19 protein-coding genes and 1 pseudogene are annotated in these 26,361 nt (G+C 61.8%); 16 read left to right on the top strand and 4 right to left on the bottom strand.

The genetic code is table 11. The features are described 5' to 3' along the window. Positions 1 to 73: 73 nt before the first annotated feature. From BLU46_RS31395 to BLU46_RS31380, 4 genes are all read right to left on the bottom strand, one after another. Positions 74 to 3,610: a molybdopterin cofactor-binding domain-containing protein gene (locus tag BLU46_RS31395; RefSeq protein WP_093209650.1), complete on the bottom strand. Its 3,537-nt coding sequence runs from the start codon at positions 3,608 to 3,610 to the stop codon at positions 74 to 76. A 16-nt stretch (positions 3,611 to 3,626) separates the two neighbouring features. Then, the gene (locus BLU46_RS31390) at positions 3,627 to 4,103 is read right to left on the bottom strand and encodes a (2Fe-2S)-binding protein (protein WP_093209648.1); all 477 of its coding nucleotides are present in this window, start codon (positions 4,101 to 4,103) and stop codon (positions 3,627 to 3,629) included. 310 nt (positions 4,104 to 4,413) lie between these two features. Then, entirely contained in the window at positions 4,414 to 4,851 is a 438-nt protein-coding gene (locus BLU46_RS31385) for a MarR family winged helix-turn-helix transcriptional regulator (RefSeq protein WP_063029853.1), read from the bottom strand. 189 nt (positions 4,852 to 5,040) lie between these two features. Continuing rightward, entirely contained in the window at positions 5,041 to 6,093 is a 1,053-nt protein-coding gene (locus BLU46_RS31380) for a 2,5-dihydroxypyridine 5,6-dioxygenase (protein ID WP_093209646.1), read from the bottom strand. Positions 6,094 to 6,401: 308 nt separating this feature from the next. On the opposite strand from BLU46_RS31380, the gene BLU46_RS31375 reads away from it, so the two are divergent. The 16 genes and pseudogenes from BLU46_RS31375 to BLU46_RS31300 all read left to right on the top strand — a co-directional run bounded on the left by BLU46_RS31375 (position 6,402) and on the right by BLU46_RS31300 (position 26,360). Then, positions 6,402 to 7,535, top strand: a complete 1,134-nt coding sequence (locus BLU46_RS31375) for an FAD-dependent monooxygenase (RefSeq protein ID WP_093209643.1) — start codon at positions 6,402 to 6,404, stop codon at positions 7,533 to 7,535. Next, entirely contained in the window at positions 7,532 to 8,341 is an 810-nt protein-coding gene (locus BLU46_RS31370; RefSeq protein ID WP_093209640.1) for an alpha/beta fold hydrolase, read from the top strand. Before BLU46_RS31375 ends, BLU46_RS31370 begins: the two co-directional genes overlap by 4 nt. A gap of 11 nt (positions 8,342 to 8,352) precedes the next feature. Continuing rightward, on the top strand, positions 8,353 to 9,105 hold the full coding sequence (locus BLU46_RS31365) for a maleate cis-trans isomerase family protein (protein WP_063029845.1): 753 nt from the start codon (positions 8,353 to 8,355) through the stop codon (positions 9,103 to 9,105). A 74-nt stretch (positions 9,106 to 9,179) separates the two neighbouring features. Next, the gene (locus BLU46_RS31360; RefSeq protein WP_063029843.1) at positions 9,180 to 9,812 is read left to right on the top strand and encodes an N-carbamoylsarcosine amidohydrolase; all 633 of its coding nucleotides are present in this window, start codon (positions 9,180 to 9,182) and stop codon (positions 9,810 to 9,812) included. A 139-nt stretch (positions 9,813 to 9,951) separates the two neighbouring features. Continuing rightward, positions 9,952 to 11,262, top strand: a complete 1,311-nt coding sequence (locus tag BLU46_RS31355) for an MFS transporter (RefSeq protein WP_063029841.1) — start codon at positions 9,952 to 9,954, stop codon at positions 11,260 to 11,262. A gap of 24 nt (positions 11,263 to 11,286) precedes the next feature. Beyond that, positions 11,287 to 12,369 carry a nucleoside hydrolase gene (locus BLU46_RS31350; RefSeq protein WP_093209638.1) on the top strand — a complete coding sequence of 361 codons (1,083 nt, stop codon included), beginning with the start codon at positions 11,287 to 11,289 and terminating at the stop codon, positions 12,367 to 12,369. A gap of 70 nt (positions 12,370 to 12,439) precedes the next feature. Beyond that, on the top strand, positions 12,440 to 13,723 hold the full coding sequence (locus tag BLU46_RS31345; RefSeq protein ID WP_093209635.1) for a glycosyltransferase: 1,284 nt from the start codon (positions 12,440 to 12,442) through the stop codon (positions 13,721 to 13,723). A gap of 73 nt (positions 13,724 to 13,796) precedes the next feature. Then, positions 13,797 to 14,702, top strand: coding sequence for an AraC family transcriptional regulator (locus BLU46_RS31340; RefSeq protein ID WP_063029835.1), 906 nt, complete (start codon positions 13,797 to 13,799; stop codon positions 14,700 to 14,702). A 329-nt stretch (positions 14,703 to 15,031) separates the two neighbouring features. Next, complete coding sequence (locus BLU46_RS31335) at positions 15,032 to 16,342, top strand: ABC transporter substrate-binding protein (protein ID WP_063029833.1); 1,311 nt, start codon at positions 15,032 to 15,034, stop codon at positions 16,340 to 16,342. A gap of 206 nt (positions 16,343 to 16,548) precedes the next feature. Further along, positions 16,549 to 17,475: a carbohydrate ABC transporter permease gene (locus tag BLU46_RS31330; RefSeq protein ID WP_017475596.1), complete on the top strand. Its 927-nt coding sequence runs from the start codon at positions 16,549 to 16,551 to the stop codon at positions 17,473 to 17,475. A gap of 10 nt (positions 17,476 to 17,485) precedes the next feature. Next, positions 17,486 to 18,316, top strand: a complete 831-nt coding sequence (locus BLU46_RS31325) for a carbohydrate ABC transporter permease (RefSeq protein WP_003215312.1) — start codon at positions 17,486 to 17,488, stop codon at positions 18,314 to 18,316. A gap of 37 nt (positions 18,317 to 18,353) precedes the next feature. Continuing rightward, entirely contained in the window at positions 18,354 to 19,457 is a 1,104-nt protein-coding gene (locus BLU46_RS31320) for an ABC transporter ATP-binding protein (protein ID WP_063029831.1), read from the top strand. Positions 19,458 to 19,475: 18 nt separating this feature from the next. Further along, on the top strand, positions 19,476 to 20,957 hold the full coding sequence (locus BLU46_RS31315; RefSeq protein ID WP_093209632.1) for a mannitol dehydrogenase family protein: 1,482 nt from the start codon (positions 19,476 to 19,478) through the stop codon (positions 20,955 to 20,957). Between the two features lie 146 nt (positions 20,958 to 21,103). Further along, positions 21,104 to 22,585, top strand: a complete 1,482-nt coding sequence (gene xylB, locus BLU46_RS31310) for a xylulokinase (RefSeq protein WP_093209630.1) — start codon at positions 21,104 to 21,106, stop codon at positions 22,583 to 22,585. A 12-nt stretch (positions 22,586 to 22,597) separates the two neighbouring features. Beyond that, positions 22,598 to 23,536: a carbohydrate kinase family protein gene (locus tag BLU46_RS31305; RefSeq protein WP_093209627.1), complete on the top strand. Its 939-nt coding sequence runs from the start codon at positions 22,598 to 22,600 to the stop codon at positions 23,534 to 23,536. Between the two features lie 158 nt (positions 23,537 to 23,694). Next, positions 23,695 to 26,360, top strand: a pseudogene (locus BLU46_RS31300) (autotransporter family protein). The last annotated feature ends 1 nt before the right edge of the window (position 26,361 follow it).

The following is a 26,361-nucleotide window of genomic DNA, read 5'->3' as shown; positions in this document are numbered from 1 at the left end:
TCAATCAGTACATTTGACGACTGACGAACAGCTTTCGCGAGCAAGCCCGCTCCCACATTTTTGACCGTGTGAATCAATGGGTGCCCGGGTTGGCTCTTAGGTGAGCGACTTTTTGCTCCAAGCTGTCCCATTGCGGTGCATTGGGCGCGAAGCGCCCGCGTAGGTAGGCGGCCAGCTCTGCCACTTGGGTATTCGACAGGCTGTCCTTGAAGCCCGGCATATAGCCCAGGTCCCTGGTCGCCGGAGTGCTGATCCCTTGCAAAATCACCTTGATCAGATTGTCCGGTTCATCGCTGTGCACGTTCGTATTGGTCGCCAGTGACGGGCTGACCCCGAACAGCTTCGGCCCCTGCCCGTCGGCATGGCAGGCTTTGCACGAGCCTTCGAATACCCGCCGCCCGTTGGCATTGGGCACTGTCACAGCCGCCACCACCTGTGCTTCGGCGGCGCCGCTGTCATTCAGCGAGGCCAGGTATACCGCGATCGCGCGGATATCGGTCTTGGGCAGTTTGGCCAGCTCAGTCACCACCGGCCCCATCGGCCCCGTTGCCACCCCATGGGCATCGGAATAACCGGTGCTCAGATAGGTGAACAATTGGTCCTCGGTCCACGGCGTCGGCGCCTTGGACAAGCCATTCAACGCCGGAGCTTCCCAACCATCCACCCTGCCACCCGCGAGGAATGCTTTACCGCCCTTCTCCGCGCCCATCAGGTTGCGCGGCGAGTGGCACGCCGCGCAGTGCCCCAGCCCATTGACCAGATAGGCGCCGCGATTCCATTGCTCACTTCTTTGGGGTTGCACGCTGATTTCCCCTCGGCGCAAAAACAGTGCATTCCACCCGGCCATCAACGGCCGGATATTGAACGGAAACTTCATCGCATTCGGCACCGGTGCCTGGCTGACCGGCGCCTGGGACATCAGGTAGGCGTACAGCGCCTGCATGTCCGCATCGTTGATATTGCGAAACGCGGTATAGGGAAACGCCGGGTACAGGTTGCGCCCGTCACGGCCGATGCCGTCGCGCATCGCCCGCTCGAACGCCGGGTACGACCAGCCGCCAATCCCGGTCTTCTCATCCGGGGTGATGTTGCTGCTGTACAGCGTGCCGAACGGCGTGTGCATGGCCAGCCCGCCGGCATTGGTGGCGCCGCCCGGCGCCGTGTGGCACACCGCACAATCCCCTACCGCCGCGAGCAAACGCCCGCGCTCCAGGGTGGCCTTGGACCAAGTGCCGGCGCTGGGCGGCGCAATCGGGGCGATTTCACTGTGAAACGGCCACGCGGTGGCGGCCATGCCCAGCACCGCGCCAAACGCGGCGAACAACGAGCCGAACAACCATTTGCGGCGCTTCTGCGGCGACTTCGCCGGCTCGCCCAAGGTGCCTGCATTCAGCGCCGCCAGCACGCGCTCGGGGGTAATCGGCAGCTCGCGAAAACGAATCCCGGTGGCGTCGTAGATGGCATTGGCAATCGCCGCCGCGCTGGGTACCGAGGCGGATTCACCGGCGCCCATCGGTGGCTGGTCCTGGCGCGGCATCATCAGCACGTCGATCTGCGGCACTTCAGGGAAGGTCAGGATCGGATAACCGCCCCACTCCTTGCTCGCCACGGTGGACTCTTCGAAGGTCACGCGCTCCTTGAGCACGCGGCTGGTGGACTGGATCACATTGCCGTGAATCTGATGCTGCACCCCCGCCGGGTTGATCATCATCCCCGAGTCATGCCCGATCACCACCCGGGTCACCGAGACATCGCCGGTCTGCTTGTCGATGGCCACATCCGCCACCCAGGCCGCCCACGCTGCGCCGAAACCGGGGAACTTGCTGTGGATATAGCGCGCGTAGGCAAAGCCCCGACCTCGCAGCAGGTGGTCTTCGTTGGCGGTTTGCATCGGCGCCGTGCGCGGTGCCCAGTTGGCCCGCTCGGCGGTGGATTTCACCAGATCGATGGCGCGCTCATCCTTCAGGTAACGCAGGCGGTACTCCACCGGGTCGACCCCGGCGGCGAACGCCAGTTCGTCGATATAGGATTCATGGGCGAAGGTGTTGGGCAACGCTGACACGCCGCGCATCCACGAGGCGCGCACGATCGGCGCCATGTCGTTGATGGTGACGCGCATGTGCTCGATGTCGTAGGGCGGGATTGAGGTGCGGTCGCCCATTTCGAACATCGCCGCCACCGGCTCGACCCGGCCGGTCAGCAGCAGCGCCAAAGTGGGCGCGCCGTTGGACGGGTAGCTGGTTTCAAAGTCATAGGCGGCGATGCTGCCGTCGGCGTTCAGGCCGCCGTCGACCTCCATCAGTTGCGCAGTGCCTTTGGGCTCCCACTGGTGTTCCTGTTCGCGGGTCAGTTGCACACGCACCGGCTTGCCCACGGCGCGGGACAGCAGCAACGCGTCGGCGCATACATCGTCGGCGCAATTGCGGCCGTAGCAGCCGGCCGCCTCCATGCGGATCACGTCGATGGATTCTTCCGGGCACTCCAGCAGCCACGCAAGATCAGCCCGCAGCAGATGCGGGTTCTGGCTGCCGGACCAGACCCGGCTGACCCCGGGCTGATAATCCGCCACGCCGCAAGACGGGCCGATGGAGCCGTGCATCTGGTACGGCCACAGGTAGGTGCGCGGCATGCGCTGACTGGCGGCGGCCAGGGCTTCGTCGACATTGCCTTGGTCGAGCACGGTTCGGCGTACCCGTGGGTTGTCGCGAATCGCCTGCTCCACATCGCTCATGTCCGGCAGTTGGTTATTCCAGGGTTTCCAGTGAACCCGCAGTTCCTGTGCAGCCTTGATCGCCTGTTCTTCACGCAAGGCGACCACACCAACAAAATCACGGATCACCACCACCGCAACAATCCCCGGGATGTGGGCAATGGATGATTCGTCGACGCTCAACAGGCTGTTGCCGACAAAATCACCGCAATCCAGCCCCGCATAAGGTGGGCGGACCACCCGGCCGTGAAGCATGTCCGGCACGCGCATGTCGTGGACGTAGGTCAGCTCGCCAGTGGCCTTGCCCGGGATATCCACTCGTGCTGCGCCCTTGCCCACCAGGCGGTAATCGGCGATGGCTTTAAGCGGTGCGTCGCCGCTGATGCGCAGTTCGTCATGCTCGCCCCTGACCAGTTCGCCATAGGTGGTGGTGCGCCCGTCCTCGGCGGTAATCACCCCCGCGTCGACCTTCAGGCTCTGTGCATTGACCGACCAACGTTGCGCTGCCCGGGTCAGCAGGAAACGCCGGGCTTCGGCCGCGGCATTGCGCAACGGGATCGCGGAGATCTGCAACGTTGCGCTGGCAATGGTCGCGCCCTGGTTCGGCGCCCGTTCGGTGTCGCCCAGCACCATGCGCACCTGCTCCATGGTCAGGTCCAGTTCCTCGGCGACGATCTGCGCCAGGGACGTGCGAATGCCGGTGCCCAGGTCCACGTGCCCGTTAAAGGCGTACACCCGCCCGTCGTCGTTCACCGCGATAAACAGCCCCAGCTCCTTGGGCTTGATCGTCGGCGTGCCGCCTTTGGCCACTGGCCCCGAAGGTGGCAGCACGTCGTCGACGATCAGCAGGACGCCGGCCTTGGCCAGCCATTGGTCGCGGGAAAGGATTGTGTCAGTCATGGTTATCGATCCACGTTCAAGGCGTTTGGCGGGCGGCACGCAGCACCGCGCGGAGGATTTCGATATGGGTGCCGCAGCGGCAGAGGTTGCCCGACAGTTCGCTGCGCACCTCGGCTTCGCTGGGGTTGGGATTGCGGTCGAGCAAGGCCTTGGCGGTCATGATCATGCCGTTGAGGCAGTAGCCACACTGGGCGGCCTGCTCGTCGATAAAAGCCTGTTGCACCGGGTGCGGGGTTTCGCGGGTGCCGAGGCCTTCGAGGGTGACGATGTCGCGGCCCACGGCGCCCGACAGTGGGAAGACGCAGGCGCGTGCAGCCACGCCGTCGATGATTACCGTGCAGGCGCCGCACTCCCCCAGGCCGCAGCCGTATTTGGGGCCGTTGAGTTGCAGGTCATTGCGCAGGATCAGCAACAGCGGGGTGTCGGCCATTGCGCTGACTTCGGTGGTGTGGCCGTTGACCTCAAGCGTTACCGTGATGTGCTGGCTGATCATTCGCTTCGCCCGTTGGGTTTGGTGAAGTGCCCACTACATCAAACAGTCAAAAAAAAGCGTCGCGCACCTGGGGTCTCGCGACACACTTGACTGGTGAAGTGGTTACTACATCAACGTAAAGCAAAAACGGTGCCAGACCATCGTGGCAATAGCATATCCGCCGTAGCAGCTGTCGAGCCTTGGCGAGGCTGCGTGGCGGGCGACGCGGTTTTGTGCCTGGCTCGATAGCGGCGGTGCGGCCGACGCGGTCTTGTGCCTGGCTCGATAACGGCGGTGCAGCCGACGCAGCCTCGCTGGGGCTCGACAGCTGCTACGGGGTTTGGGGGTCGTCGATCATTTTGCGTAGCAGGAACAGTACGGCGACGCGTTCGGCGGGGTTGAGGTTGCTCAAGGTCAGTTCGGTGATGGTGGCGGCGCAAGGCACGGTTTGCTGCACCAGGGCGGCGCCAGAGTCGGACAGGTTGACGACGACTTTGCGTTTGTCCTGGGGATCGGGTTCGAGGGTGATCAGTTCGCGGGCCTTGAGGCGTTCGACGATGCCGCGGATGGTCGCCTGGTCGACGGCGGTAGCCTTGACCAGTTCGGTGAGCGAACTTGCACCGTGATCGCGCAGGGCGCACAGGGTGACGAACTGCACGGCGGTGAGCTGGGAGTCGCCGACGTTCTGCTGGAAGATCGCCAGGTGGCGCTGGTAGGCCTTGCGCAACAGGTGGCCGACTTGCTCGGAGAAAACGTAGGAATCAGGCACGGCGGGCTCGGGAAGGCGGTGGTCGATGGAGTGGCATGATGGCGGGGTTGTGGATTGGACTCAAGGATCTCATTGCCGGAATGCAGTTGAAATGTGGGAGCGGGCTTGCTCGCGAATACGGTGTGTCAGGTGGCGCATGTGTGACTGACATACCGCATTCGCGAGCAAGCCCGCTCCCACATTGGATTTTTAGTGTGCCAGGGAGGCCTTGGGGGCTACGACGTCGCCGGCGATGACGACGGCTTGGTCATCGAGGTAGACGTCGCAATTGCGCAACGGGATGTCCATGTGGCACGGGGTTTTGCGGGTGCCGCCGACTTCGGTGTTCGGGCCGGTGGAGAACAGGAAGTTGCCGTAGAACGCCCGGGCGTCCATGCACATGCCGTCGTTCTTGTCGTGCAGGCCCATCGCCGTCCATTGCGCCCGTGGCTGCAGGCCCCAGCCGATGTGGGAGATGCCGTAAACCTCGGGGTCGTTGAAGTATTTCATGTAGTCGCGCAGGTATTCGGCTTCGAAACCACCGTGGATTTTGGTGATGAAGCCCTTCTCGATCTCCAGGGTGATTTTCTCCCGGGTGTAGGTCTTGAACGGCAGCAGGATGTCGCCGATGTCCAGCACCAGCACGCCTTCGGCGGTTTCTTCGTTGGGCCAGGAGAACAGAAAGCCGCTCGGCCAGTGGTCCCAGCGCCCAGGTTCGTCAGCAAAACCGTATTCGGTGACGGACGGGTATTGCCCCAGCGCTGCGCGGAAATCACTGCCGGCGCGGGATTTGACGTGGATTGAGCGTGCCTTTTTCAGCAGTTCTTCAGCGGCCAGCACCCGTACCTTGTCTTCTTCGGTGGGCAGCATGCGCGCCAGTACTTCCGGGGGCTCTACCGCCAGCAGGATGCGGGTGCCGGTCTTGAGGATCTGTTCCTGCTCCGGCGAGTGCAACAGCATCATGGTGTCGACGATCAGGTCCGCCGCTTCCAGCGCCCGCTGGGCCGCGATATTACCGGTCAGCGCGGTGTCCCCGCAGTAGGCGGTCATGTCATTGCCCATCGCCCGGGGATGGTTGAACGACGGCAACTCCACCGCATACACCTTGGCCCCCAAGCGCTGCGCCGCGTCCATCGCGGCGCGCACGGTGCGCGGGTCGGAGTAATGGCTCTTGAGCACGGCGACGCTCTGGGTCGGGTCGACCTTCGAGAGCTTCAACACGTGTTCGAACATCTGGGTCAGTTCGCAATCACTTACCGGCATTTCCTGTCTCCTCAGCTGCTGCACCAAGATCTTGCAGTGCGCTTCACTCTAGTGCGTTTTTATAGCGTATACACCAATTAAACACGATAAGAACTGATTTCAGGATGGACTGCAAGCGCCAAGCCAAAACGTTACCAATCCACACAATCCCAATGTTATATGGCGATAATCGGTTACAGGGGATCGATATGGCCAAAAATACAATTTTTCAGGCGTGGGCTTTTCATTTGAAAAAATGAGCGTATACACTTTAAAAACCTTGCGGACTGACGCCGCTGGCCATCATTCGAAAAAGAGGACCACGCCCCATGGCAAGCACACAAAAAATCGCAATCGTCGGCGCCGGCCTTGGCGGTGCCGCCGCTGCCACGCTGCTGCAACAGGCAGGGTTCGACGTGAACATCTACGAACAGGCGCCAGAATTTTCGCGCCTGGGTGCCGGGATCCACATGGGCCCCAACATCATGAAAATCTTCCGGCGCATGGGCATTGAAAAGCAGCTGGACCTGATGGGCTCGCACCCCGAGCACTGGTTCAGCCGCGACGGTGAAACCGGTGATTACCTGTCCCGCATTCCCCTGACCGGCTACGGCGCGTCCTACATCACCGTGCACCGCGGCGACCTGCACGCGCTGCAGATGTCCACCCTCAAGCCCGGCACCCTGCACTTCAACAAGCGCCTGGAAACCCTCGAAGAAACCGACACCCAGGTGCGCCTGACCTTCGCCGACGGCGAGGTGACCTACGCCGACATCGTGATCGGTGCCGACGGCATCAACTCGCGTATTCGCGAAGAACTGCTGGGCGCGGAAAAACCGCTGTACAGCGGCTGGGTCGCCCACCGTGCGCTGATCCGTGGCGATCAGTTGGCCAAGTACGACCTGAAGTTCGAAGACTGCATCAAGTGGTGGACCGAGGACCGGCACATGATGGTCTACTACACCACCGGCAGGCGCGACGAGTACTACTACGTCACCGGCGTGCCGCACCCGGAATGGGACTTCCAAGGCGCCTTCGTCGACAGCAGTCGCGAAGAGATGTTCGACGCCTTCAAGGGCTACCACCCCACCGTCCAGGCCCTGATCGAATCCACCGAAAGCGTGACCAAATGGCCGTTGCGCAACCGCAACCCGCTGCCGCTGTGGAGCCGCGGCCGTCTGGTATTGCTGGGGGACGCCTGCCACCCGATGAAACCGCACATGGCCCAGGGCGCCGGCATGGCCATCGAAGACGCGGCGATGCTCACCCGCTGCCTGCAGGAAACCGGCATCAGCGACTACCGCACCGCCTTCGAACTGTATGAAGCCAACCGCAAGGAACGGGCTTCCCGGGTACAAGCCGTGTCCAACGCCAACACCTGGCTGCGCAGCCAGGAAGATCCTGACTGGGTCTACGGCTATGACCTCTACGCCCAGCAGCTGAAATCGGGGGTGGCCGCGTGACCAGTTTTCTCTACGGCGGCAACGTCCAGGCCAATGGCATTCGCCAGCATTACCTGCGCTATGGCGGCAAGGGCCCGGCACTGATCCTGATTCCCGGCATCACCAGCCCGGCGATTACCTGGGGTTTTGTTGCGGAACGCCTGGGCCTGCATTTCGACACCTACGTGCTGGATGTGCGCGGTCGCGGCCTGTCATCCACCGGCCCGGAACTGGACTACAGCGCCGACACCTGCGCCGATGACATTGGTGCCTTCGCCGATGCCCTCAAGCTCGACAGCTATCACCTGGTAGGTCACTCCATGGGCGCGCGGTTTGCGGTGCGCAGTGCGGTGCGCCACCCACGAGGTGTTAACCGTGTGGTGCTGATCGACCCTCCGGTGTCCGGCCCCGGTCGCCGTGAATACCCGAGCAAACTGCCGTGGTACGTCGATTCGATCCGCCAATCGCTGGTGGGCATGGACGCTGAAGCAATGCGCGCCTTCTGCGCCACCTGGACCGAAGAACAATTGCAACTGCGCGCCGAATGGCTGCACACCTGCTACGAGCCGGCCATCGTTCGCGCCTTCAACGACTTCCACACCGTCGACTTCCATCAGGATCTGCCGCACCTGGAGGCCCCTGCCCTGTTAATTGTTGCCGGACGCGGCGGTGTTATTCAGCCCGAAGATGTCGCGGAAGTCCGGCAGTTACAGCCAAGCCTGCTGGTCGCCCATGTCCCGAATGCGGGACACATGATCCCTTGGGACGACCTTGAAGGTTTTTTCAGCGCCTTCGGCGACTTCCTCGGCCAGCCCCTGACTGCATAACGGAGACCATCATGCTCAAGCCTTACCGCATCGGCCAGATCGTGCCGAGTTCCAACACCACCATGGAGACCGAGATCCCGGCGATGCTCAACGCACGCCAGGCGATCCGCCCGGAACGTTTCACCTTTCACTCCAGCCGCATGCGCATGAAGCAAGTGCGCAAGGAAGAACTGGCGGCGATGGACGGCGAGTCCGACCGTTGCGCCATCGAGCTGTCCGACGCCAAGGTCGACGTGCTGGGCTACGCCTGCCTGGTGGCGATCATGGCCATGGGGCTCGGTTACCACCGCAAATCCGAGCAACGCCTGCGCAAGGCCACTGCCGACAACGACGCCAACGCCCCGGTGATCACCAGTGCCGGCGCCTTGATCGAAGGCCTGAAAGTGATGGGCGCCAAGCGCATCGCCATCGTCGCACCGTACATGAAACCCCTCACCGAATTGGTGGTGAACTACATCCGCGAAGAAGGCTTTGACGTGGTGGACTGGCGCGCCCTGGAAATCCCCGACAACCTCGAAGTGGCCCGCCATGACCCGGCCAACCTGCCGGCCATCGTCGCCGGGATGAACCTGGAAGGCGTCGACGTGATCGTGCTGTCGGCCTGCGTACAAATGCAGTCGCTGCCGGTAGTGGCCAAGGTCGAAGCGCAAACCGGCCTGCCGGTACTCACCGCCGCCATCGCCACCACCTACGCCATGCTCAAGGCCCTGGACCTGGAACCCATCGTCCCCGGCGCCGGCGCCCTGCTCTCCGGCGCCTACTAAAAACGCTTTTGTGGCGAGGGAGCTTGCTCCCTCGCCACAGGTTATGTGCACTGTCCATTACCGAGGACTGAAAAATGACCGAACAATCCGCCGATGCCAACTACCAGGGCGTCTGGGGCAACCGAATCGGCTTCGGCAAAAAATCCGCCCTGCTGATGATCGACTTCATGCAAGGCTATACCACCGAAGGCGCGCCACTGTTTGCCCCCGAAGTGCGCATCGCCGTGGCCGAAAGCGTTGAGCTGCTGGCCTGCGCCAGGCGTCACGGAATCAGCGTGGTGCACACCAATATCCGCTACCATCCCGGCCATTTCGCCGACGGCGGTATCTGGGTCAAAAAGGCCCCGGTGATGAAAGACATGGTGGAGGGCAATCCCCTCGCCGCCTTTTGCACCGAGGTCTTGCCCCTGGCCAATGAAGTGGTGATCACCAAACAATACGCCAGTGCGTTTTTCGGCAGCAGCCTGGCCCCGATGCTGCACGCCCAGGGCATCGACACCGTGGTGCTCGCCGGCTGCTCCACCAGCGGCTGCATCCGGGCCACGGCGGTGGATGCGGTGCAACACGGCTTTCGCACCATCGTCGTGCGCGAATGCGTCGGCGACCGTCACCCGGCGCCCCATGAAGCCAACTTGTTTGATATCGACAGCAAGTACGGCGATGTGGTGAGCAAGCAGGAGGCGATGAACAAGTTCAAGGAGCAATAAGGTTTCATAAGAACCGCGCCACAGAGCGCGGTCTTGCACTCTTCTGACACTGCCTTTGGACGTCGCTTTCACAGCACTCCGAAGTGCTGAAAAAAAGCGGCTGTATAAAAACCATAAGTCACCGCCAGGAGACACCCCAATGCCCATTGCGAATGCAGCGCCCGCGACTACGGTCGCCGATCCGGTCAACACGCTCTACCACAAGATCACCTGGAAGCTGATTCCGTTCCTGTGTTTCTGCTACCTGGCAGCCTACCTGGACCGCATCAATATCGGCTTTGCCAAACTGCAGATGCTCGACCAGTTGCACTTCAGCGAAACCGCGTTCGGCCTCGGCGCCGGGCTGTTTTTTGTCGGCTATATCCTCTTCGAAGTCCCGAGCAATCTGATCCTGGAAAAGGTCGGTGCGAAGATCTGGATCGCCCGCATCATGATCACCTGGGGCCTGCTTTCGGCCTGCACCATGCTGGTCACCTCCACCACCCAGTTCTACATCCTGCGGTTCCTGCTGGGCGCCGCCGAAGCCGGGTTCCTGCCGGGCGTGCTGTATTACCTGACCACCTGGTTTCCCACCCATCGCCGGGGGCGGATCATCGCCCTGTTCATGATCGGCCTGCCGTTGTCCAGCGTGATCGGCGGTCCGTTGTCCGGCTGGATCATGGGCCACTTCGACAACATGGGTGGCCTGCGCGGCTGGCAGTGGCTGTTCCTGATCGAAGCGGTGCCCAGCGTATTGCTCGGTGTGTGGACCTTCTGGGCCCTGCCCAATACCTATCAGCAAGCAAAGTGGTTGTCGCCGGAAGAAAAGACCCTGCTGGAAAGCGAACTGCGCAAGGATGACGCCGACGGTGCCGACAGCAAGCACAGCTTCCGCGACGGGTTCTTCAACCTCAAGGTATGGATGCTCGGCGGTATCGACTTCTCGATCCTGCTCAGCGCCTACGCCATGGGCTTCTGGATGCCGACGTTCATCCGCAACGCGGGCATCACCGACACCTTCCACATCGGCATCCTCACCGCGTTGCCCAGCGTGGCCGCACTGCTGGGCATGCTGCTGATCGGCGCCAGCTCCGACAAACACCGCGAACGCCGGTGGCACATCATCGTGCCGTTTTTCATCGGCGCGGCGGCGATGGCCACCAGCACCTTCTTCACCCATAACGTGGTCGCCACCGTAGCCCTGTTTGCGATTGCCTCCGCGGCAATCATCGGTGCGGTGCCGGTGTTTTTCAGCCTGCCGGCGACCTTTCTCAAGGGCACCGCCGCCGCCACCGGGTTTGCCCTGGCCTGCTCGCTGGCAAACATCGCGGGCCTGGTGAGCAATTCGTTGATGGGCGTGGCGATCGACGTCACCGGCAGCAGTGCCGGGGCTTTATGGTTTTTCGCCGGCTGCCTGATTCTCAGCAGCTTCCTGGTCATCGCGTTGCCGGCGAAACTGGTAAACCGTTAACAACAATTCCTGGGGTGAGTCTCCATGCAAGGTTTCATCAAGCGCTGTGCCCTGCTTGTCGCCGTCGGCCTGTGTGCCGGTACGGCGCAGGCCGCAGAAAAGGTGATCTTCGATACCGACTTCAACGTGCTCAACGATGACGGCCAGGCCTTTATCATGCTTGCCCAGCTGCATGGGCAAAAACGCATCGACCTGCTGGGCATGACCCTGGTCAGCGGCAACGCCTGGGTCGACCAGGAACAGGTGGACGCCCTCAAGGCCGTGGAGCGCATGGGCGTGGAAAAGGAAATCGGCGTCTATTCCGGCGCCGCCTACCCGCTGCTGCATGACTACACCACCTATGAGGCGGAAAAAGCCCTGTTCGGTTCCGGCTGGCCGGGCGCATTCAAGAACCCGCGTCCAACCAGCGCATCCCAACTGGTAACCCCGCCGGATGGGCTGGCCACTCACACCCAACTGCGCAAGGAAACCGCCGTCCAGTTCATCGTCGACAGCGTGCGGGCGAACCCCCACGAGGTGACGATTCTGGCGGTCGGCCCACTGACCAACATTGCCCTGGCGATTCGTTCGGCGCCGGACATCGTGCCGTTGATCAAGCGCATCGTATACATGGGCGGCGCCCTGGAAATTCCGGGCAATACTACGCCGGCGGCGGAGTTCAACTGGTGGTTCGACCCGGAGGCCGCGAAGATCGTGTTGCGCTCGCCGATCGAACACGTGATTTTCCCCAACGATGTCTGTGAGAAAGTCACCTTCGACAAGTCGGTGTACCAGCGGGTGATTGCCCACAAAGGCGCAATTGCCGACCTGTATAAACACGAGTTCGGGCCGCTGTTCGACAAGGACCCGGCCTACCACAGCTTCACCTGGGACAGCCTGCCGGCGCTGTTTCTCGTCAGCCCCGAGATCGTCACCGAATCCCGCGAACTGTGGGTGGATGTAGACGCCACCTTCGGCGCCGATTACGGTCGGGCACTGGGCTACCAGAAAGGCGCGCCGGTGGGCACGCAGAAGGCCAAGGTGGTGTTTGCCGTGGACCAGAAGAAGTTCTGGGATGGCTACGTCAACCTGGTGACGTTGCCCACGCCGGTCAACATCTCCCGCTGACTGCGCTGTAACTTGAAGGGCTGTGGTTTAATTGCGCGTTTTGCCCAGCCCTTCAAGGAATCCGTTGTCGATGAATCAGCCCGCCACCAAAGTCCTGGTCATTGGTTACGTCTGGCCAGAGCCCCGCTCCTCGGCAGCCGGCGGGCACATGATGCAGATTCTCGAGAGTTTCCTGGCCCAGGGTTGGGACATTACCTTCAGCAGCCCCGCCACCTCGGGTGAGCACAAGGCCGACTTGCCCGCCCTGGGCGTTCGCGAATGTGCGATCGAGCTGAATAACAGCAGTTTCGACGAATTCATTCAGCAACTTGCCCCGGATATCGTGCTGTTCGACCGTTTCATGATGGAAGAACAGTTCGGCTGGCGCGTAGAGAAATGCTGCCCGAATGCGCTCCGCGTACTCGAAAGCTCCGACCTGCAAAGCCTGCGGGATGCCCGGCACCAGCGCCTCAAGGACTTCCTGAAGACGCAACCCGAGGCTGACGACTTCAGCCCTTTGTTCAGCCAGGACCTGGCCGCCGAATTCACTTACATGGCCGATACCGACCTGGCCAAGCGCGAGATCGCCGCGATCTACCGCTGCGACATCAGCCTGATGATCTCCGATGTGGAAATCCAGTTGCTGACCGAACACTTCAACGTGCCCGCCGCCCTGCTCCACTGGTGCCCGCTGATGGTGATACCGCCCACCGAGGACTTCGCGCCGTTTGAAGACCGCGCGCACTTCCTGAGCATCGGCAACTTTCGCCATGCGCCGAACTGGGATGCGGTGTTGTGGATGAAGAACAGCGTGTGGCCGCTGATCCGCAAGCAACTGCCGGGTGTTCAACTCCACGTGTATGGCGCCTACACGCCGCCCAAGGCCACTGCCCTGCACAACCCGGCCCAAGGCTTCCATGTGATGAACTGGGCCGAAGACGCGTTGCAGGTCATGACTGCCGCGCGCATCTGCCTCGCGCCTCTGCGGTTTGGTGCCGGGATCAAGGGCAAGCTGGCCGACGCGATGCTCTGTGGCACACCGAGCGTCACCACACCAGTGGGTGCCGAAGCCATGGGTGAACCGTGGCCCGGCGTGGTCGAGCACAGCGCCAGTGCGCTGGCGGCGCAAGCGGTTGCGTTGTATCAGGACCAGGAGCGCTGGGCCCAGGCCCAGGAAGACGGTAGGCAATTACTCGCCCGCCGGTACGCTCAGGATCTTCACGGCCCGGCCCTGGTGGCGCGCCTGGAGCAGTGCCGCAGCGAGCTGGCCGAGCACCGCCGCAACAACTTCACCGGCAGCATGCTGCGCCATCACCTGCACAAAAGTACCCAATACATGGCGCAGTGGATCGAGGCGAAAAACCGCAGCCTGTAAACACAGACGCTGGCGAGGTGGCGCGCAAGGGGGCATTATCCTTTTTGCGCCCCCACAATAAAGCGACTGCAGCATGACCCGAGCAGCGAGAATCACCGATCCTTCCTATGAGCTGATGGACGATCACAACGGTCTGTCCATCATCTACCGCCAACACGGCTTCCCGTGCCCGTTGGTGCGCTGGCATTTCCACAAGGAATATGAGCTGCACCTGATCGTCGCCAGCTCCGGCAAGGTGTTTATCGGCGACTACATCGGCAACTTCTACCCGGAAAGCCTGTTCCTCACCGGCCCCAATCTGCCCCACAACTGGATCAGCCAGGTGGCCGAGGACGAAGTGGTGCCCAAGCGAGACATGCTGGTGAACTTCACCGACGAGCTGTTCGACGGCGGCAGCCATATCTTTGCCGAGCTCAAGACCCTGGCGCCGCTGCTGGAACGGGCGCAATACGGCATCGAATTTCGTTGCAAGAAGACCATCGCCCAGGCCATGACCCTGATGCAGCGCATCGAAGACGCCCAGGGCATGGCGCGCCTGGGGCATTTCTTCATCCTGATGGAGGTGCTCAGTGCCTGCGAGGATTACCAACTGCTCTCTGGCGTGACCACCCCGCAACTGGCAGACGAACACAGCATCGACCGCACCAACCGCGCGGTGGACTACATATTTGCCCACTACGCGCGTGAGTTGTCCCTGGAAGAAGTGGCCGAATACCTCGGAATGAAGCCCACCTACTTCTCCCGCGTATTCAAACAAGCCACCGGGCGCACCTTCATCGAATTCGTCAATCGGCTGCGCATCAGCAAGTCCTGTGAGCTGTTGGCCGATGGTGACAAGGCCGTGACCGATGTGTGCTTCGAGTCAGGCTTCAACAACATCTCCAATTTCAACCGCCGCTTCCAGCAGCTCAAGGGCATGACACCGTCCCACTACCGGCGTTTGGCGGTGCAGCGGTTAACCGAGCAGAACCTGGCCTGAAAACCGCAACGCAGGGCTGCTTTACTGTGGGGAGCTGGCTTGCCTGCGATAGCGGCGGATCAGCAATGGCTGAGTTGACTGGCACACCGCGATCGCAGGCAAGTCAGCTCCCACATTGAACCGTGTTCCCGGGAAACCCTACCCGCCTGGTAAACCGTTTCAGTAATTTTCCGATGCAGTGCAAAAAAGTATCAGTAAAAGTGCTCCCAAGGATTTGTCAGCACGTCAATTGAAGGCTGTAATCAACGCACACTCTTCCAGCTGTCGTGGAAGACACAACAACAATAACTGTCCTTCTGCAGCCCCTGGGCGCAGAAATGGAGTGCGCGATGAAGTTCACAGCTAAAGCTCTGCTTGCCTGTACCTGCATGACCCTCAGCGCCGTCAGTCTTGGCGCGCAAACCCTGACCATTGCCACCGTCAACAACAGCGACATGATCCGCATGCAAAAGCTCTCGAAAACCTTCGAGACCGAGCATCCGGAGATCAAGCTGAACTGGGTGGTACTCGAAGAAAACGTCCTGCGCCAACGCCTCACCACCGACATCGCCACCCAGGGCGGACAGTTCGACGTGCTGACCATCGGCATGTACGAAGCTGCACTCTGGGGCGCAAAAGGCTGGCTGGAACCGATGAAGGACCTGCCTGCGTCCTACGACCTGGATGATGTTTTCCCGTCCGTGCGTGACGGCCTTTCCGTCAAGGGTTCGCTGTACGCCCTGCCGTTCTACGCCGAAAGCTCCATCACCTATTACCGCACCGACCTGTTCAAGGACGCCGGGCTGACCATGCCTGAGCACCCCACCTGGACGCAGATCGGCGAGTTCGCCGCCAAACTCACCAACAAGGACAAGGAACAGTACGGCCTGTGCCTGCGGGGCAAAGCCGGTTGGGGCGAGAACATGGCGCTGATCACCACCCTCGCCAACGGCTACGGTGCACGCTGGTTCGATGAGAAGTGGCAGCCGGAATTCAACGGGCCTGAGTGGAAGGACGCGCTGAACTTCTACGTCGACAACATGAAGAAGTCCGGCCCGCCAGGTGCTTCCAGCAACGGTTTCAACGAAAACCTGGCGCTGTTCAACAGCGGCAAGTGCGCGATCTGGGTCGACGCCAGCGTCGCCGGCTCGTTCGTCACCGACAAGACCCAAAGCAAGGTGGCTGACCACGTCGGCTTCACCTTTGCACCCCACGAGAAGACCGACAAAGGGACTTCTTGGCTGTACTCCTGGTCCCTGGGGATTCCAACCAGCTCCAAAGCCAAGGACGCAGCCAAGGTCTTCACCACCTGGGCCACTTCCAAGGAATACAGCCAGTTGGTCGCCAAGACCGACGGGATTGCCAACGTACCGCCAGGTACCCGCACGTCGACCTACAGCGACGAATACATGAAGGCTGCGCCGTTTGCCAAGGTGACGCTGGAATCGCTGAAAGTCGCGAACCCGAAAGATCCGTCGGCCAAGCCGGTGCCGTATGTGGGTATCCAGTTGGTGACCATTCCTGAATTCCAGGCGATTGGTACCCAGGTCGGCAAGTTCTTCTCCAGCGCACTGACCGGTGGCTCCACTGCCGAAAAAGCCCTGGCGGACGCACAGACCTTCACCGAACGCGAAATGAAGCGGGCCGGTTATCCCAAGTAAAGCGGGCACACCCCACTGAATGTGGGAACCCGCTTTTGTGTGAGAGGCTCTTGGTGGGAGCTGGCTTGCCTGCGATGCACACACCTCGGTCTGTCAGTTAAACCGAGGGGATGCCATCGCAGGCAAACCAGCTCCCACACAAGCCAGCTCCCACATCGACCGCGCTCGACGCTCGCTCTGCATGTACCTGACTGGTCCTGATCACCATGAATACCACCACTGCCCAAGTGCAAACCGCTTCGCCGGACAAGCCGCGTAAAAGCCGCCTGATCAATCCAGGCTGGTTCCTCGTCAGCCCCTCGGTGGCCTTGTTGCTGCTGTGGATGATCGTGCCGCTGGGCATGACCCTGTACTTCTCGCTGATTCGCTACAACCTGCTCTACCCCGGCGAAAACCAATTCGTGGGGCTGGAGAACTTCACCTACTTCATCACCGACTCGGGCTTCTTGCCCGGCGCCACCAACACCCTGTTGCTGGTGGGCAGCGTCTTGCTGATCAGCGTGGTGTTTGGCGTACTGATCAGTGCCCTGCTGGAAGCCAGCGAGTTCTTCGGTCGCGGGCTGGTGCGGGTGTTGCTGATTTCACCGTTCTTCATCATGCCCACCGTCGGTGCGCTGATCTGGAAGAACCTGATTTTCCATCCAGTGTCGGGGATCCTCGCCTACGTGTGGAAACTGTTCGGCGCCCAGCCGGTGGACTGGCTGGCCCATTACCCGTTGCTGTCGATCATTATCATTGTGTCCTGGCAGTGGTTGCCCTTCGCGATCCTGTTGCTGATGACCGCCATGCAGTCCCTCGACCAGGAACAGAAGGAAGCCGCCCGCCTCGACGGTGCCGGCGCCATCGCGATCTTCTGGCACCTGACCCTGCCGCACCTGGCGCGCCCGATTGCCGTGGTGGTGATGATCGAAACCATCTTCCTGCTCTCGGTGTTCGCCGAAATCTTCACCACCACCAACGGCGGCCCCGGCTACGCCTCGACCAACCTCGCCTACCTGATCTACAACCAGGCGCTGGTGCAGTTCGACGTGGGCATGGCCTCGGCCGGCGGCTTGATTGCCGTGGTCATCGCCAACATCGCGGCGATCATCCTGGTGCGGATGATCGGCAAAAACCTGACTGACAAGCCTTGAGGGCCGCGCCATGACGCTTCAACAATCCCGCCGCCTGCAAAGCGTGCTGCTCGGCACCCTGGCCTGGGCCATTGCGATCCTGATTTTCTTCCCGATCTTCTGGATGGTGCTGACCAGCTTCAAGACCGAAATCGACGCGTTCGCCACGCCGCCGCAGTTCATCTTCACGCCGACGCTGGAGAACTACCTGCACATCAACGAGCGCAGCAACTACTTCAGCTACGCCTGGAACTCGGTGCTGATCTCCTTCAGCGCCACCGCCCTGTGCCTGCTGATCTCGGTACCGGCCGCCTACTCCATGGCGTTCTACGAGACCAAGCGCACCAAGGGCACGCTGCTGTGGATGCTCTCCACCAAGATGCTGCCGCCGGTGGGCGTGCTGATGCCGATCTACCTGCTGGCCAAAAGCTTCGGCCTGCTGGACACGCGCATCGCGCTGATCATCATCTACACCCTGATCAACCTGCCGATTGTGGTCTGGATGGTTTACACCTACTTCAAGGACATCCCCAAGGACATCCTCGAAGCCGCCCGCCTGGACGGCGCCACCCTGTGGCAGGAAATGGTCCGGGTGCTGCTGCCGATCGCCAAGGGCGGCCTGGCTTCCACGGTGTTGCTGTCGCTGATCCTGTGCTGGAACGAGGCGTTCTGGTCGCTGAACCTGACCTCGTCTAACGCTGCGCCGCTCACCGCGCTGATCGCCTCCTACTCCAGCCCCGAAGGCTTGTTCTGGGCGAAATTGTCTGCCGTGTCGACCCTGGCCTGTGCGCCGATCCTGATCTTTGGCTGGATCAGCCAGAAACAGCTGGTCCGCGGTTTGTCCTTCGGCGCCGTGAAGTAACGGTTCCTTTAAAAATATTTAGAAGCGGAGGCCCATCATGGCCAACCTGAAAATCAAGAATCTGCAAAAAGGCTTCGAAGGTTTCTCCATCATCAAGGGCATCGACCTTGAGGTGAACGATAAGGAATTCGTGGTGTTCGTCGGGCCGTCGGGCTGCGGTAAATCCACCTTGTTGCGCCTGATTGCCGGCCTGGAAGAAGTCACCGAAGGCACCATCGAACTGGATGGCCGCGACATCACTGAGGTCACTCCGGCCAAGCGCGACCTGGCGATGGTGTTCCAGACTTACGCCCTGTACCCGCACATGAGCGTGCGCAAGAACATGTCGTTTGCCCTGGACCTGGCCGGCGTCGACAAGAAGATTGTCGAGAGCAAGGTCAACGAAGCGGCGCGTATCCTGGAGCTGGGCCCTTTGCTGGAGCGCAAGCCGAAGCAGTTGTCCGGTGGCCAGCGTCAGCGTGTCGCCATCGGCCGTGCGATTGTGCGTAACCCGAAGATCTTCCTGTTCGATGAACCCCTGTCCAACCTCGATGCCGCCTTGCGCGTGCAGATGCGCCTGGAGCTTTCGCGCCTGCATAAAGAACTGCAAGCCACCATGATCTACGTGACCCACGACCAGGTCGAAGCCATGACCCTGGCCGACAAGGTGGTGGTGCTCAACAGCGGCCGCGTGGAACAGGTGGGCTCGCCGCTGGAGCTGTATCACCAGCCGGCCAACCTGTTTGTCGCGGGCTTCCTGGGTACGCCGAAAATGGGCTTCCTCAAAGGCAAGATCAACCGCGTGGATGCCCAGAGCTGCGAAGTCGAACTGGACGCCGGCGGCCGCATCAGCCTGCCCCTGAGCAGCGCCACCTTGAGCGTTGGCAGCGCGGTAACCCTGGGCATTCGTCCGGAACACCTGGAAATCGCCACCCCTGGCCAGGCCACCCTGACCGTTACCGCCGATGTCGGCGAGCGCCTGGGCAGCGACACTTTCTGCCACGTCATCACCGCCAGCAAGGAGCCGTTGACCTTGCGGATCCGTGGCGACATGGCCAGCCAGTATGGCGAAACCTTGCAGCTGTACCTGGACCCGACTCAATGCCATCTGTTCGACGCTGACGGTGTTGCCGTGGCCCGTCCACTGCGCGCCGCCGCCTGATTTCGCGAGAATTTCCTGATGAAACTGAACAAGCAAAACCTCACGCAACTGGCGCCTGAAGTGCAACTGCCAGCCTATGCGATTGCCAACACCCGTCAGGGCATCGCGCACATTGGCGTCGGCGGCTTCCACCGCGCGCACCAGGCGTATTACACCGACGCCTTGATGAATACCGGCGTGGGCCTGGACTGGAGCATTTGCGGCGTGGGCCTGCGGACTGAAGACCGCAAGGCCCGAGACGACCTGGCCGGCCAGGACTATCTGTTTACCCTGTATGAACTGGGGGACACCGACGACACCGAAGTGCGTGTGATCGGTTCCATCAGCGACATGCTGCTGGCCGAAGACGGTGCCCAGGCGCTGATCGACAAGCTGGCCAGCCCAGAGATTCGGATTGTCTCGCTGACCATCACCGAAGGCGGCTACTGCATCGACGACAGCAACGGCGAGTTCATGGCCCACCTGCCGCAGATCCAGCACGACCTGGCCAACCCGGGCTCGCCGAAAACCGTGTTCGGCTTTATCTGCGCTGCGTTGACCCAGCGCCGGGCGGCGGGGGTTCCGGCGTTTACCGTGATGTCCTGCGATAACCTGCCCCACAACGGCGCCGTGACCCGCAAGGCGTTGCTGGCCTTTGCCGCGCTGCATGACGCTGAGCTGCATGAGTGGATCAAGGCCAACGTCAGCTTCCCGAACGCCATGGTCGACCGCATCACGCCGATGACCAGCACTGCGCACCGCCTGCAACTGCATGACGAGCACGGCATTGACGACGCCTGGCCGGTGGTCTGCGAACCGTTTGTGCAGTGGGTACTGGAGGACAAGTTCGTCAACGGCCGCCCGGCGTGGGAAACCGTAGGCGTGCAGTTCACCGATGACGTGACGCCGTATGAAGAGATGAAGATCGGCCTGCTCAACGGCAGCCACCTGGCGCTGACGTACCTGGGTTTCCTGAAGGGTTACCGCTTCGTCCACGAAACCATGAACGACCCGTTGTTCGTGGCCTATATGCGCGCCTACATGGACCTGGACGTCACGCCCAACCTGGCACCGGTGCCGGGGATCGACCTGACCGAATACAAGCAGACCCTGGTGGATCGCTTTTCCAACCAGGCGATTGCCGACCAGTTGGAGCGCGTGTGTTCCGATGGTTCGTCGAAGTTTCCCAAGTTCACTGTACCGACCATCAACCGCCTGATTGCCGATGGCCGCGAGACCGAGCGTGCCGCACTGGTGGTGGCCGCGTGGGCGCTGTACTTGAAAGGTGTGGATGAGAATGGCGTGATCTATCGCATCCCGGATCCTCGCGCCGAGTTTTGCCAGGGGCTGGTGACGGAAGATGCGTTGATCAGCAGGCGGCTGCTGGGTGTGGAGGAGATTTTTGGTACAGCTATTCCCAACTCGCCCGAGTTTGTGGCAGCGTTTGAGCGGTGTTTCGAGAGCCTGCAGGATGTGGGTGTGAGCAAAACGCTGGAGCGGCTGCTCGCCAATCTCAACTGACGGAGCCGAATCAAACTGTGGGAGCTGGCTTGCCTGCGATAGCGGTGTATCAGTCACACCATTACTGACTGAACAGGCGCCATCGCAGGCAAGCCAGCTCCCACATTGATCGCATTCCACATCCCTAATGTGCTGAGCGACCTACCATGACCCAGCAAAACCTCTATCTCGGCATCGACTGCGGCACCCAGGGCACCAAGGCCATCGTACTGGACGCCAGCAGCGGCAAAGTCCTGGGCCTGGGCGCCGCCAGCCACACGCTGATCAGCGGTGCCAATGGCCGCCGCGAACAGCACACCCAGGAGTGGCTGGACGCCTTTACCGAAGCCACTCACCGCGCCTTGCAACAGGCTGGCGTGGACGGCCAGGACATCCTCGCCATCGGCGTTTCCGGCCAGCAACACGGCCTGGTACTGCTCGACGACCAGGGCCAGGTGCTGCGCCCCGCCAAACTCTGGTGCGACACCGAAACCGCACCGGAAAACGATCGTCTGTTGCAGCACCTCGGCGGTGAAAGCGGCTCCCTGGAACGCCTCGGCGTGGCCATCGCGCCGGGCTACACCGTGTCCAAGCTGCTGTGGACCCGCGAGCAACACCCGGACGTGTTCGTGCGCATCGCGCATATCCTGCTGCCCCACGACTACCTCAACTACTGGCTCACCGGCCGCGCCTGCGCGGAATACGGCGATGCTTCCGGCACCGGTTATTTCAACGTACGCACCCGGGCATGGGACCTCGCACTGCTGCGCCACATTGATCCCGACGGGCGACTGGAAGCGGCACTGCCCGAATTGATCGAAGCGAATCAAGCCGTGGGCACCATCCTGCCCGCCATCGCCGAACGCCTGGGCATCAACCCGAATGCGCAAGTCTCCAGCGGCGGCGGCGACAACATGATGGGCGCCATCGGCACCGGCAATATCGCCCCCGGCGTGATCACCATGAGCCTGGGTTCATCCGGCACCGTGTATGCCTTTGCCGATCAGGCCAACGTCAGCCCGCAGGCATCGGTCGCGACCTTCTGTTCCTCCAGCGGCGGCTGGCTGCCGTTGATCTGCACCATGAACCTGACCAACGCCACCGGGGTCATCCGCGAGCTGTTCGACCTGGACTTGGCGGCGTTCAACGCGCTGGTGGCCGAGGCGCCGATTGGCGCCGACGGCGTGAGCATGCTGCCGTTCCTCAACGGCGAGCGGGTGCCCGCCCTGCCCCACGCCACCGGCAGCCTGCACGGCTTGACCATGACCAACCTGACCCGCGCCAACCTGTGCCGCGCCGTGGTCGAAGGCACCACCTTCGGCTTGCGCTACGGCCTGGACCTGTTGCGCCAGACCGGTCTGCAAAGCCAGAGCATCCGCCTGATCGGTGGCGGCTCGAAAAGCCCGGTGTGGCGTCAGATGGTCGCGGATATCATGAACACCGAAGTGGTCTGCACCGAACAAAGCGAAGCCGCGGCCCTCGGCGCGGCGATCCAGGCCGCGTGGTGCCAGTCCGGTGAGAGCCTGGCGCAGTTGTGCCAGCGTTGCGTCAGCGTCGACGCGACCAGCCGCACGGTGCCGAATGCCGGCAGCGTCAGTGCCTACCAGCAGGCTTATGAGCGTTATCAACAGCACGTGGCATCCCTTTAAGAGCGAACGAATATGTATTTGGTATGTGGCGAAGCGCTGTTTGATTTTTTCAGCGAGGACGATGCCAGCGGCAAGGCATCCAGGGTCAATTACAAGGCGATTGCCGGCGGCTCGCCGTTTAACGTCGCAGTAGGTTTGCGTCGACTGGGAATCGATGCGGGCTTTTTCGCCGGGATCTCCGACGACTACCTGGGTCGACGCCTGTTGCAGGTGCTCAAGGACGAAGGCGTGGGCGAGGAGTACCTCGTGGAGTTCGCCGCGCCGACCACCCTGGCAATGGTCGCCGTGGGTGCCAACGGTTCACCGCAATACAGCTTTCGCGGTGAAGGTTGCGCCGACCGCCAGTTGCGACTTGAGCATCTACCGGCGTTGGGCGACGAAGTGCGTGGTGTACACATCGGCTCGTTCTCACTGGTGGTGCAGCCGATTGCCGACACGTTGCTGGCCCTGGTGCGCCGGGAAAGTGGCAAGCGCCTGATCAGCCTCGACCCCAACGTACGCCTGAACCCCGAGCCGAACATCGAGCTGTGGCGCGCCCGCGTGGCCGAGCTGGTCAAGCATGCCGACCTGATCAAGGTCAGTGACGAAGACCTGCACCTGCTCTACCCCGGCCAAGCCCCGGAAAGCGTCCTGCAAGGCTGGTTGCAGCACCGTTGCCAACTGGTATTCCTGACCCGTGGCGGCGATGGCGCGACGGTGTTCAGCCGCCAGCACGGCAGCTGGTCGGCGCCAGCGGTCAAGGTCGTCATGGCGGACACGGTAGGGGCTGGCGATACGTTCCAGGCCGCGTTGATTGCCTGGCTGACCGAGCAGCAACTGGACTCGGTGGAAGGCCTGCAACAGCTGACCCGGGAGCAGATCAACAGCATGCTTGCCTTTGCCATCCGTGCTGCGGCACTCACCTGCAGCAAGACCGGGCCGGACCTGCCCTATCGTCGTCAGCTGGACTGACAAATACGCGGCAAAAAAATCAATATGCCACTATGTAAGCCACGTATCACGTGGCTTACAGCCCTGCGGTTATCTGTCCGAAAATTCTGCATTGTGTAAAAAACTGTACTAAACCCAAAAAACATGTGCAGTTTTTATAACAAAAACAGGGCAGATCAATGCGTAATAAACGGACTTTTCAGCCTCGCGCCGTGTTGGCTGTCGGCATCCTCTCACTGCATTACCTGGCCCCCAACAAGCCCTGGCGGCTTGCGTACTCACCCCGGGCCCGGGCAACGATACCTATACCTGCGACAGCGGCAGCAGCCCCACCGGCCTGACCGACCTTACGGGCAATAACACCCTGACCCTGCCTGCAGGCGGCACCGGCACTATCAACGGCAATATCACCTTCGGCGCCGGCACGGATTTCGTCGATATGAACTCCGGGCGCATCGTGGGCAGCATCACCCAGGGCGACGGTGCCGATCGCTTCCAGATCAGCGCGGGGACCGTGACCGGCGCCGTTTCCCAGGGCAACGGCATCGATGATTTCGTGATGAGCGGCGGGCAGATCCAGTCCCTGGCCCAAGGCGATGGCCGCGACACGTTCCTGATGACCGGTGGCACCATCGTCGGTGCTTTTGAGGATGGCGACGTGGCCCGGCAAACCGGTGGCACCATCGGCCGGGTCGACATGAAGCTGGACAACAATATCTATGACATGTCCGGCGGGGCAATCCTCGGTAATCTGGTGACCGCCTTCGGTACAGATACCATCATCGTCTCCGGCGGCAGCATCGGTGGCAATATCAGCACCAGTGGCGGCAACGACAGTATTACCGTGAGTGGCGGCGTCATCAGTGGCGAGATCCGCGCCAGTGTCGGTAATGACACCTTCAACTGGATCAATGGTGGCCAGATCAAGTCCGCCGTGCTGATGGGCGACGGCGACGACACCGCACTGATCAGCGGCCTCAATGAAACCCTGCTCGGCACTACGCCTTCGATTGACGGCGGCCTGGGCAATGACCAACTGACCTTCGACAACACCACTTCCAGCACCGCCGCCCGGTATATCGGGTGGGAAACAGTCAACCTCAACAACAACTCGCGTTTCGACCTGGCCGGCGACTTTTTCCTCGGCGACAGTGCCAGCAATACCGGCACCTTCAACATCGATGGCAGCAGCACCCTGGGCGTGACGCAAGGCAGTATCCGCCCCTACACCGCAGGCGCACTGGCCACCCTGAATAATGCCGGCACCCTCGACATGACCAGCCGCAGCAACAGCGCCACCGATACGTTGACGGTGTACGGCAACTACGTGGGCAACAATGGGCAGCTTTGGTTGCAAACCGTGCTGGGCGACGAGAACTCGGCTACCGACAAACTGGTTGTGTCTGACGGGACCATCAGCGGGCACACACAAATGACCGTGAGCAATCTCGGCGGCCTGGGCGGTCTCACGCAAAACAGCGGGATCGAAGTGGTGCAAGCCCTCAACGGTGCCACCAGCAGCGCCGATGCGTTTGCCCTGAAAGGCTCGGTATCCGCCGGAGCTTATGAGTATCTGCTGTTCAAAGGTGGTGTCACCGCCGGCACGGAAAATAACTGGTACTTGCGTTCGTCGGTGGTCGCCGTGCAGCCACCGGTGGTTCCACCTGTCCCGCCGACGCCACCGGTGGTGGTGCCCGTGCCGCCGATCCCGCCAGTGCCGCCTGTGGTAGCACCGGATGAACCGCCCGTGGAGCCACCGACCTCGCAACCCGTCGCGCCGGTGGAGCCCCCTGCTCCGCCACCCAGCCAGGTCGCGGCCGCCAACTCGCCGGAGTCGGCAGCGAGCAACCCGGTGTTGCCTACCGCCATCGCCGGGGCCGAGCCGATTCCGTTGTATCGCCTGGAGGTGCCGGTGTACTCGGTGGTCGTCCCTGCCGCGCAGTTGATGACGCTTCAGGCCCTGGGCACCTTCCACGACCGCCAGGGCGAACAAAGCCTGCTCAGCGAAACCGGGCCGGTCCCGGCGGGATGGGGCCGTGCCTATGGCAGTGGCTTCAACAAGAGCTGGTCGGGCACGGTATCGCCGAGTTTCGACGGTTCCATCAAGGGCTATCAGGTCGGCCACGACCTCTATGCCTCCGAGACCAGTGGCGGGCAGATCCAGCGTTTCGGCCTGTTTATCGGTCAAAGCCGCCTGCAAGGTGACATCAAGGGCTTTTCAATGGGCTTCCAGGACAACCGCTCCGGGCGGGTGAAGCTGGATGGCGATAACTTCGGCGCCTACTGGACCCTCACCGACCCCAAGGGCTGGTACGTGGACCTGGTAGCCATGGGCACACGCTTGGACGGTGACAGCAAGTCCGACCGTGACGTGAAGATCGACAACAAGGGCCACGCCCTGGCCCTGTCGGCAGAAGCGGGTTACCCGATTACCGTCTCCGAACATTGGGTGGTGGAACCTCAGGTGCAGGTGATCAACCAGCAGATTGACATGGACCACCAGAACGATGGCATCTCGAAGGTTTCATTCGATTCCCAGGACTACTGGACCGGCCGCCTGGGCGCACGCCTGAAGGGGCGTTACCTGGTGCAGAACACCCCGATCGAGCCCTATGTGCGGGCCAACGCCTGGCGTACCTTCGGTGGCAGCGACACGGTGACCTACGACGACGTGGACCGGATTAAAACCGATCACAAGTCATCCACCGCCGACCTCGGCGTGGGCGTTGTCGCCAAGCTGTCGTCCACCGTCAGCGTGTACCTGGCGGCGGACTACAACACCCAACTGGACAGCAATACGCTGGAGGGTTTCAGCGGTAACGCGGGGCTACGCGTGAGCTGGTAGG

Source organism: Pseudomonas yamanorum (assembly GCF_900105735.1).
GTDB classification, from domain to species: Bacteria; Pseudomonadota; Gammaproteobacteria; order Pseudomonadales; family Pseudomonadaceae; genus Aquipseudomonas; species Aquipseudomonas yamanorum.
The sequence above is the reverse complement of the archived record's forward strand: the minus strand, read 5'-3'. Positions and strand labels throughout refer to the sequence as shown.

What these genes read in the sequence shown, in the direction of transcription:
- BLU46_RS31355 (WP_063029841.1), top strand. Translation starts at nt 9,952, where the DNA reads ATGCCCATTGCGAATGCAGCGCCCGCGACTACGGTCGCCGATCCGGTC.
- BLU46_RS31320 (WP_063029831.1), top strand. Translation starts at nt 18,354, where the DNA reads ATGGCCAACCTGAAAATCAAGAATCTGCAAAAAGGCTTCGAAGGTTTC.
- BLU46_RS31360 (WP_063029843.1), top strand. Translation starts at nt 9,180, where the DNA reads ATGACCGAACAATCCGCCGATGCCAACTACCAGGGCGTCTGGGGCAAC.
- BLU46_RS31315 (WP_093209632.1), top strand. Translation starts at nt 19,476, where the DNA reads ATGAAACTGAACAAGCAAAACCTCACGCAACTGGCGCCTGAAGTGCAA.
- BLU46_RS31395 (WP_093209650.1), bottom strand. Translation starts at nt 3,610, where the DNA reads ATGACTGACACAATCCTTTCCCGCGACCAATGGCTGGCCAAGGCCGGC.
- BLU46_RS31325 (WP_003215312.1), top strand. Translation starts at nt 17,486, where the DNA reads ATGACGCTTCAACAATCCCGCCGCCTGCAAAGCGTGCTGCTCGGCACC.
- BLU46_RS31335 (WP_063029833.1), top strand. Translation starts at nt 15,032, where the DNA reads ATGAAGTTCACAGCTAAAGCTCTGCTTGCCTGTACCTGCATGACCCTC.
- BLU46_RS31305 (WP_093209627.1), top strand. Translation starts at nt 22,598, where the DNA reads ATGTATTTGGTATGTGGCGAAGCGCTGTTTGATTTTTTCAGCGAGGAC.
- BLU46_RS31340 (WP_063029835.1), top strand. Translation starts at nt 13,797, where the DNA reads ATGACCCGAGCAGCGAGAATCACCGATCCTTCCTATGAGCTGATGGAC.
- BLU46_RS31380 (WP_093209646.1), bottom strand. Translation starts at nt 6,093, where the DNA reads ATGCCGGTAAGTGATTGCGAACTGACCCAGATGTTCGAACACGTGTTG.
- xylB (WP_093209630.1), top strand. Translation starts at nt 21,104, where the DNA reads ATGACCCAGCAAAACCTCTATCTCGGCATCGACTGCGGCACCCAGGGC.
- BLU46_RS31390 (WP_093209648.1), bottom strand. Translation starts at nt 4,103, where the DNA reads ATGATCAGCCAGCACATCACGGTAACGCTTGAGGTCAACGGCCACACC.
- BLU46_RS31330 (WP_017475596.1), top strand. Translation starts at nt 16,549, where the DNA reads ATGAATACCACCACTGCCCAAGTGCAAACCGCTTCGCCGGACAAGCCG.
- BLU46_RS31350 (WP_093209638.1), top strand. Translation starts at nt 11,287, where the DNA reads ATGCAAGGTTTCATCAAGCGCTGTGCCCTGCTTGTCGCCGTCGGCCTG.
- BLU46_RS31375 (WP_093209643.1), top strand. Translation starts at nt 6,402, where the DNA reads ATGGCAAGCACACAAAAAATCGCAATCGTCGGCGCCGGCCTTGGCGGT.
- BLU46_RS31365 (WP_063029845.1), top strand. Translation starts at nt 8,353, where the DNA reads ATGCTCAAGCCTTACCGCATCGGCCAGATCGTGCCGAGTTCCAACACC.
- BLU46_RS31345 (WP_093209635.1), top strand. Translation starts at nt 12,440, where the DNA reads ATGAATCAGCCCGCCACCAAAGTCCTGGTCATTGGTTACGTCTGGCCA.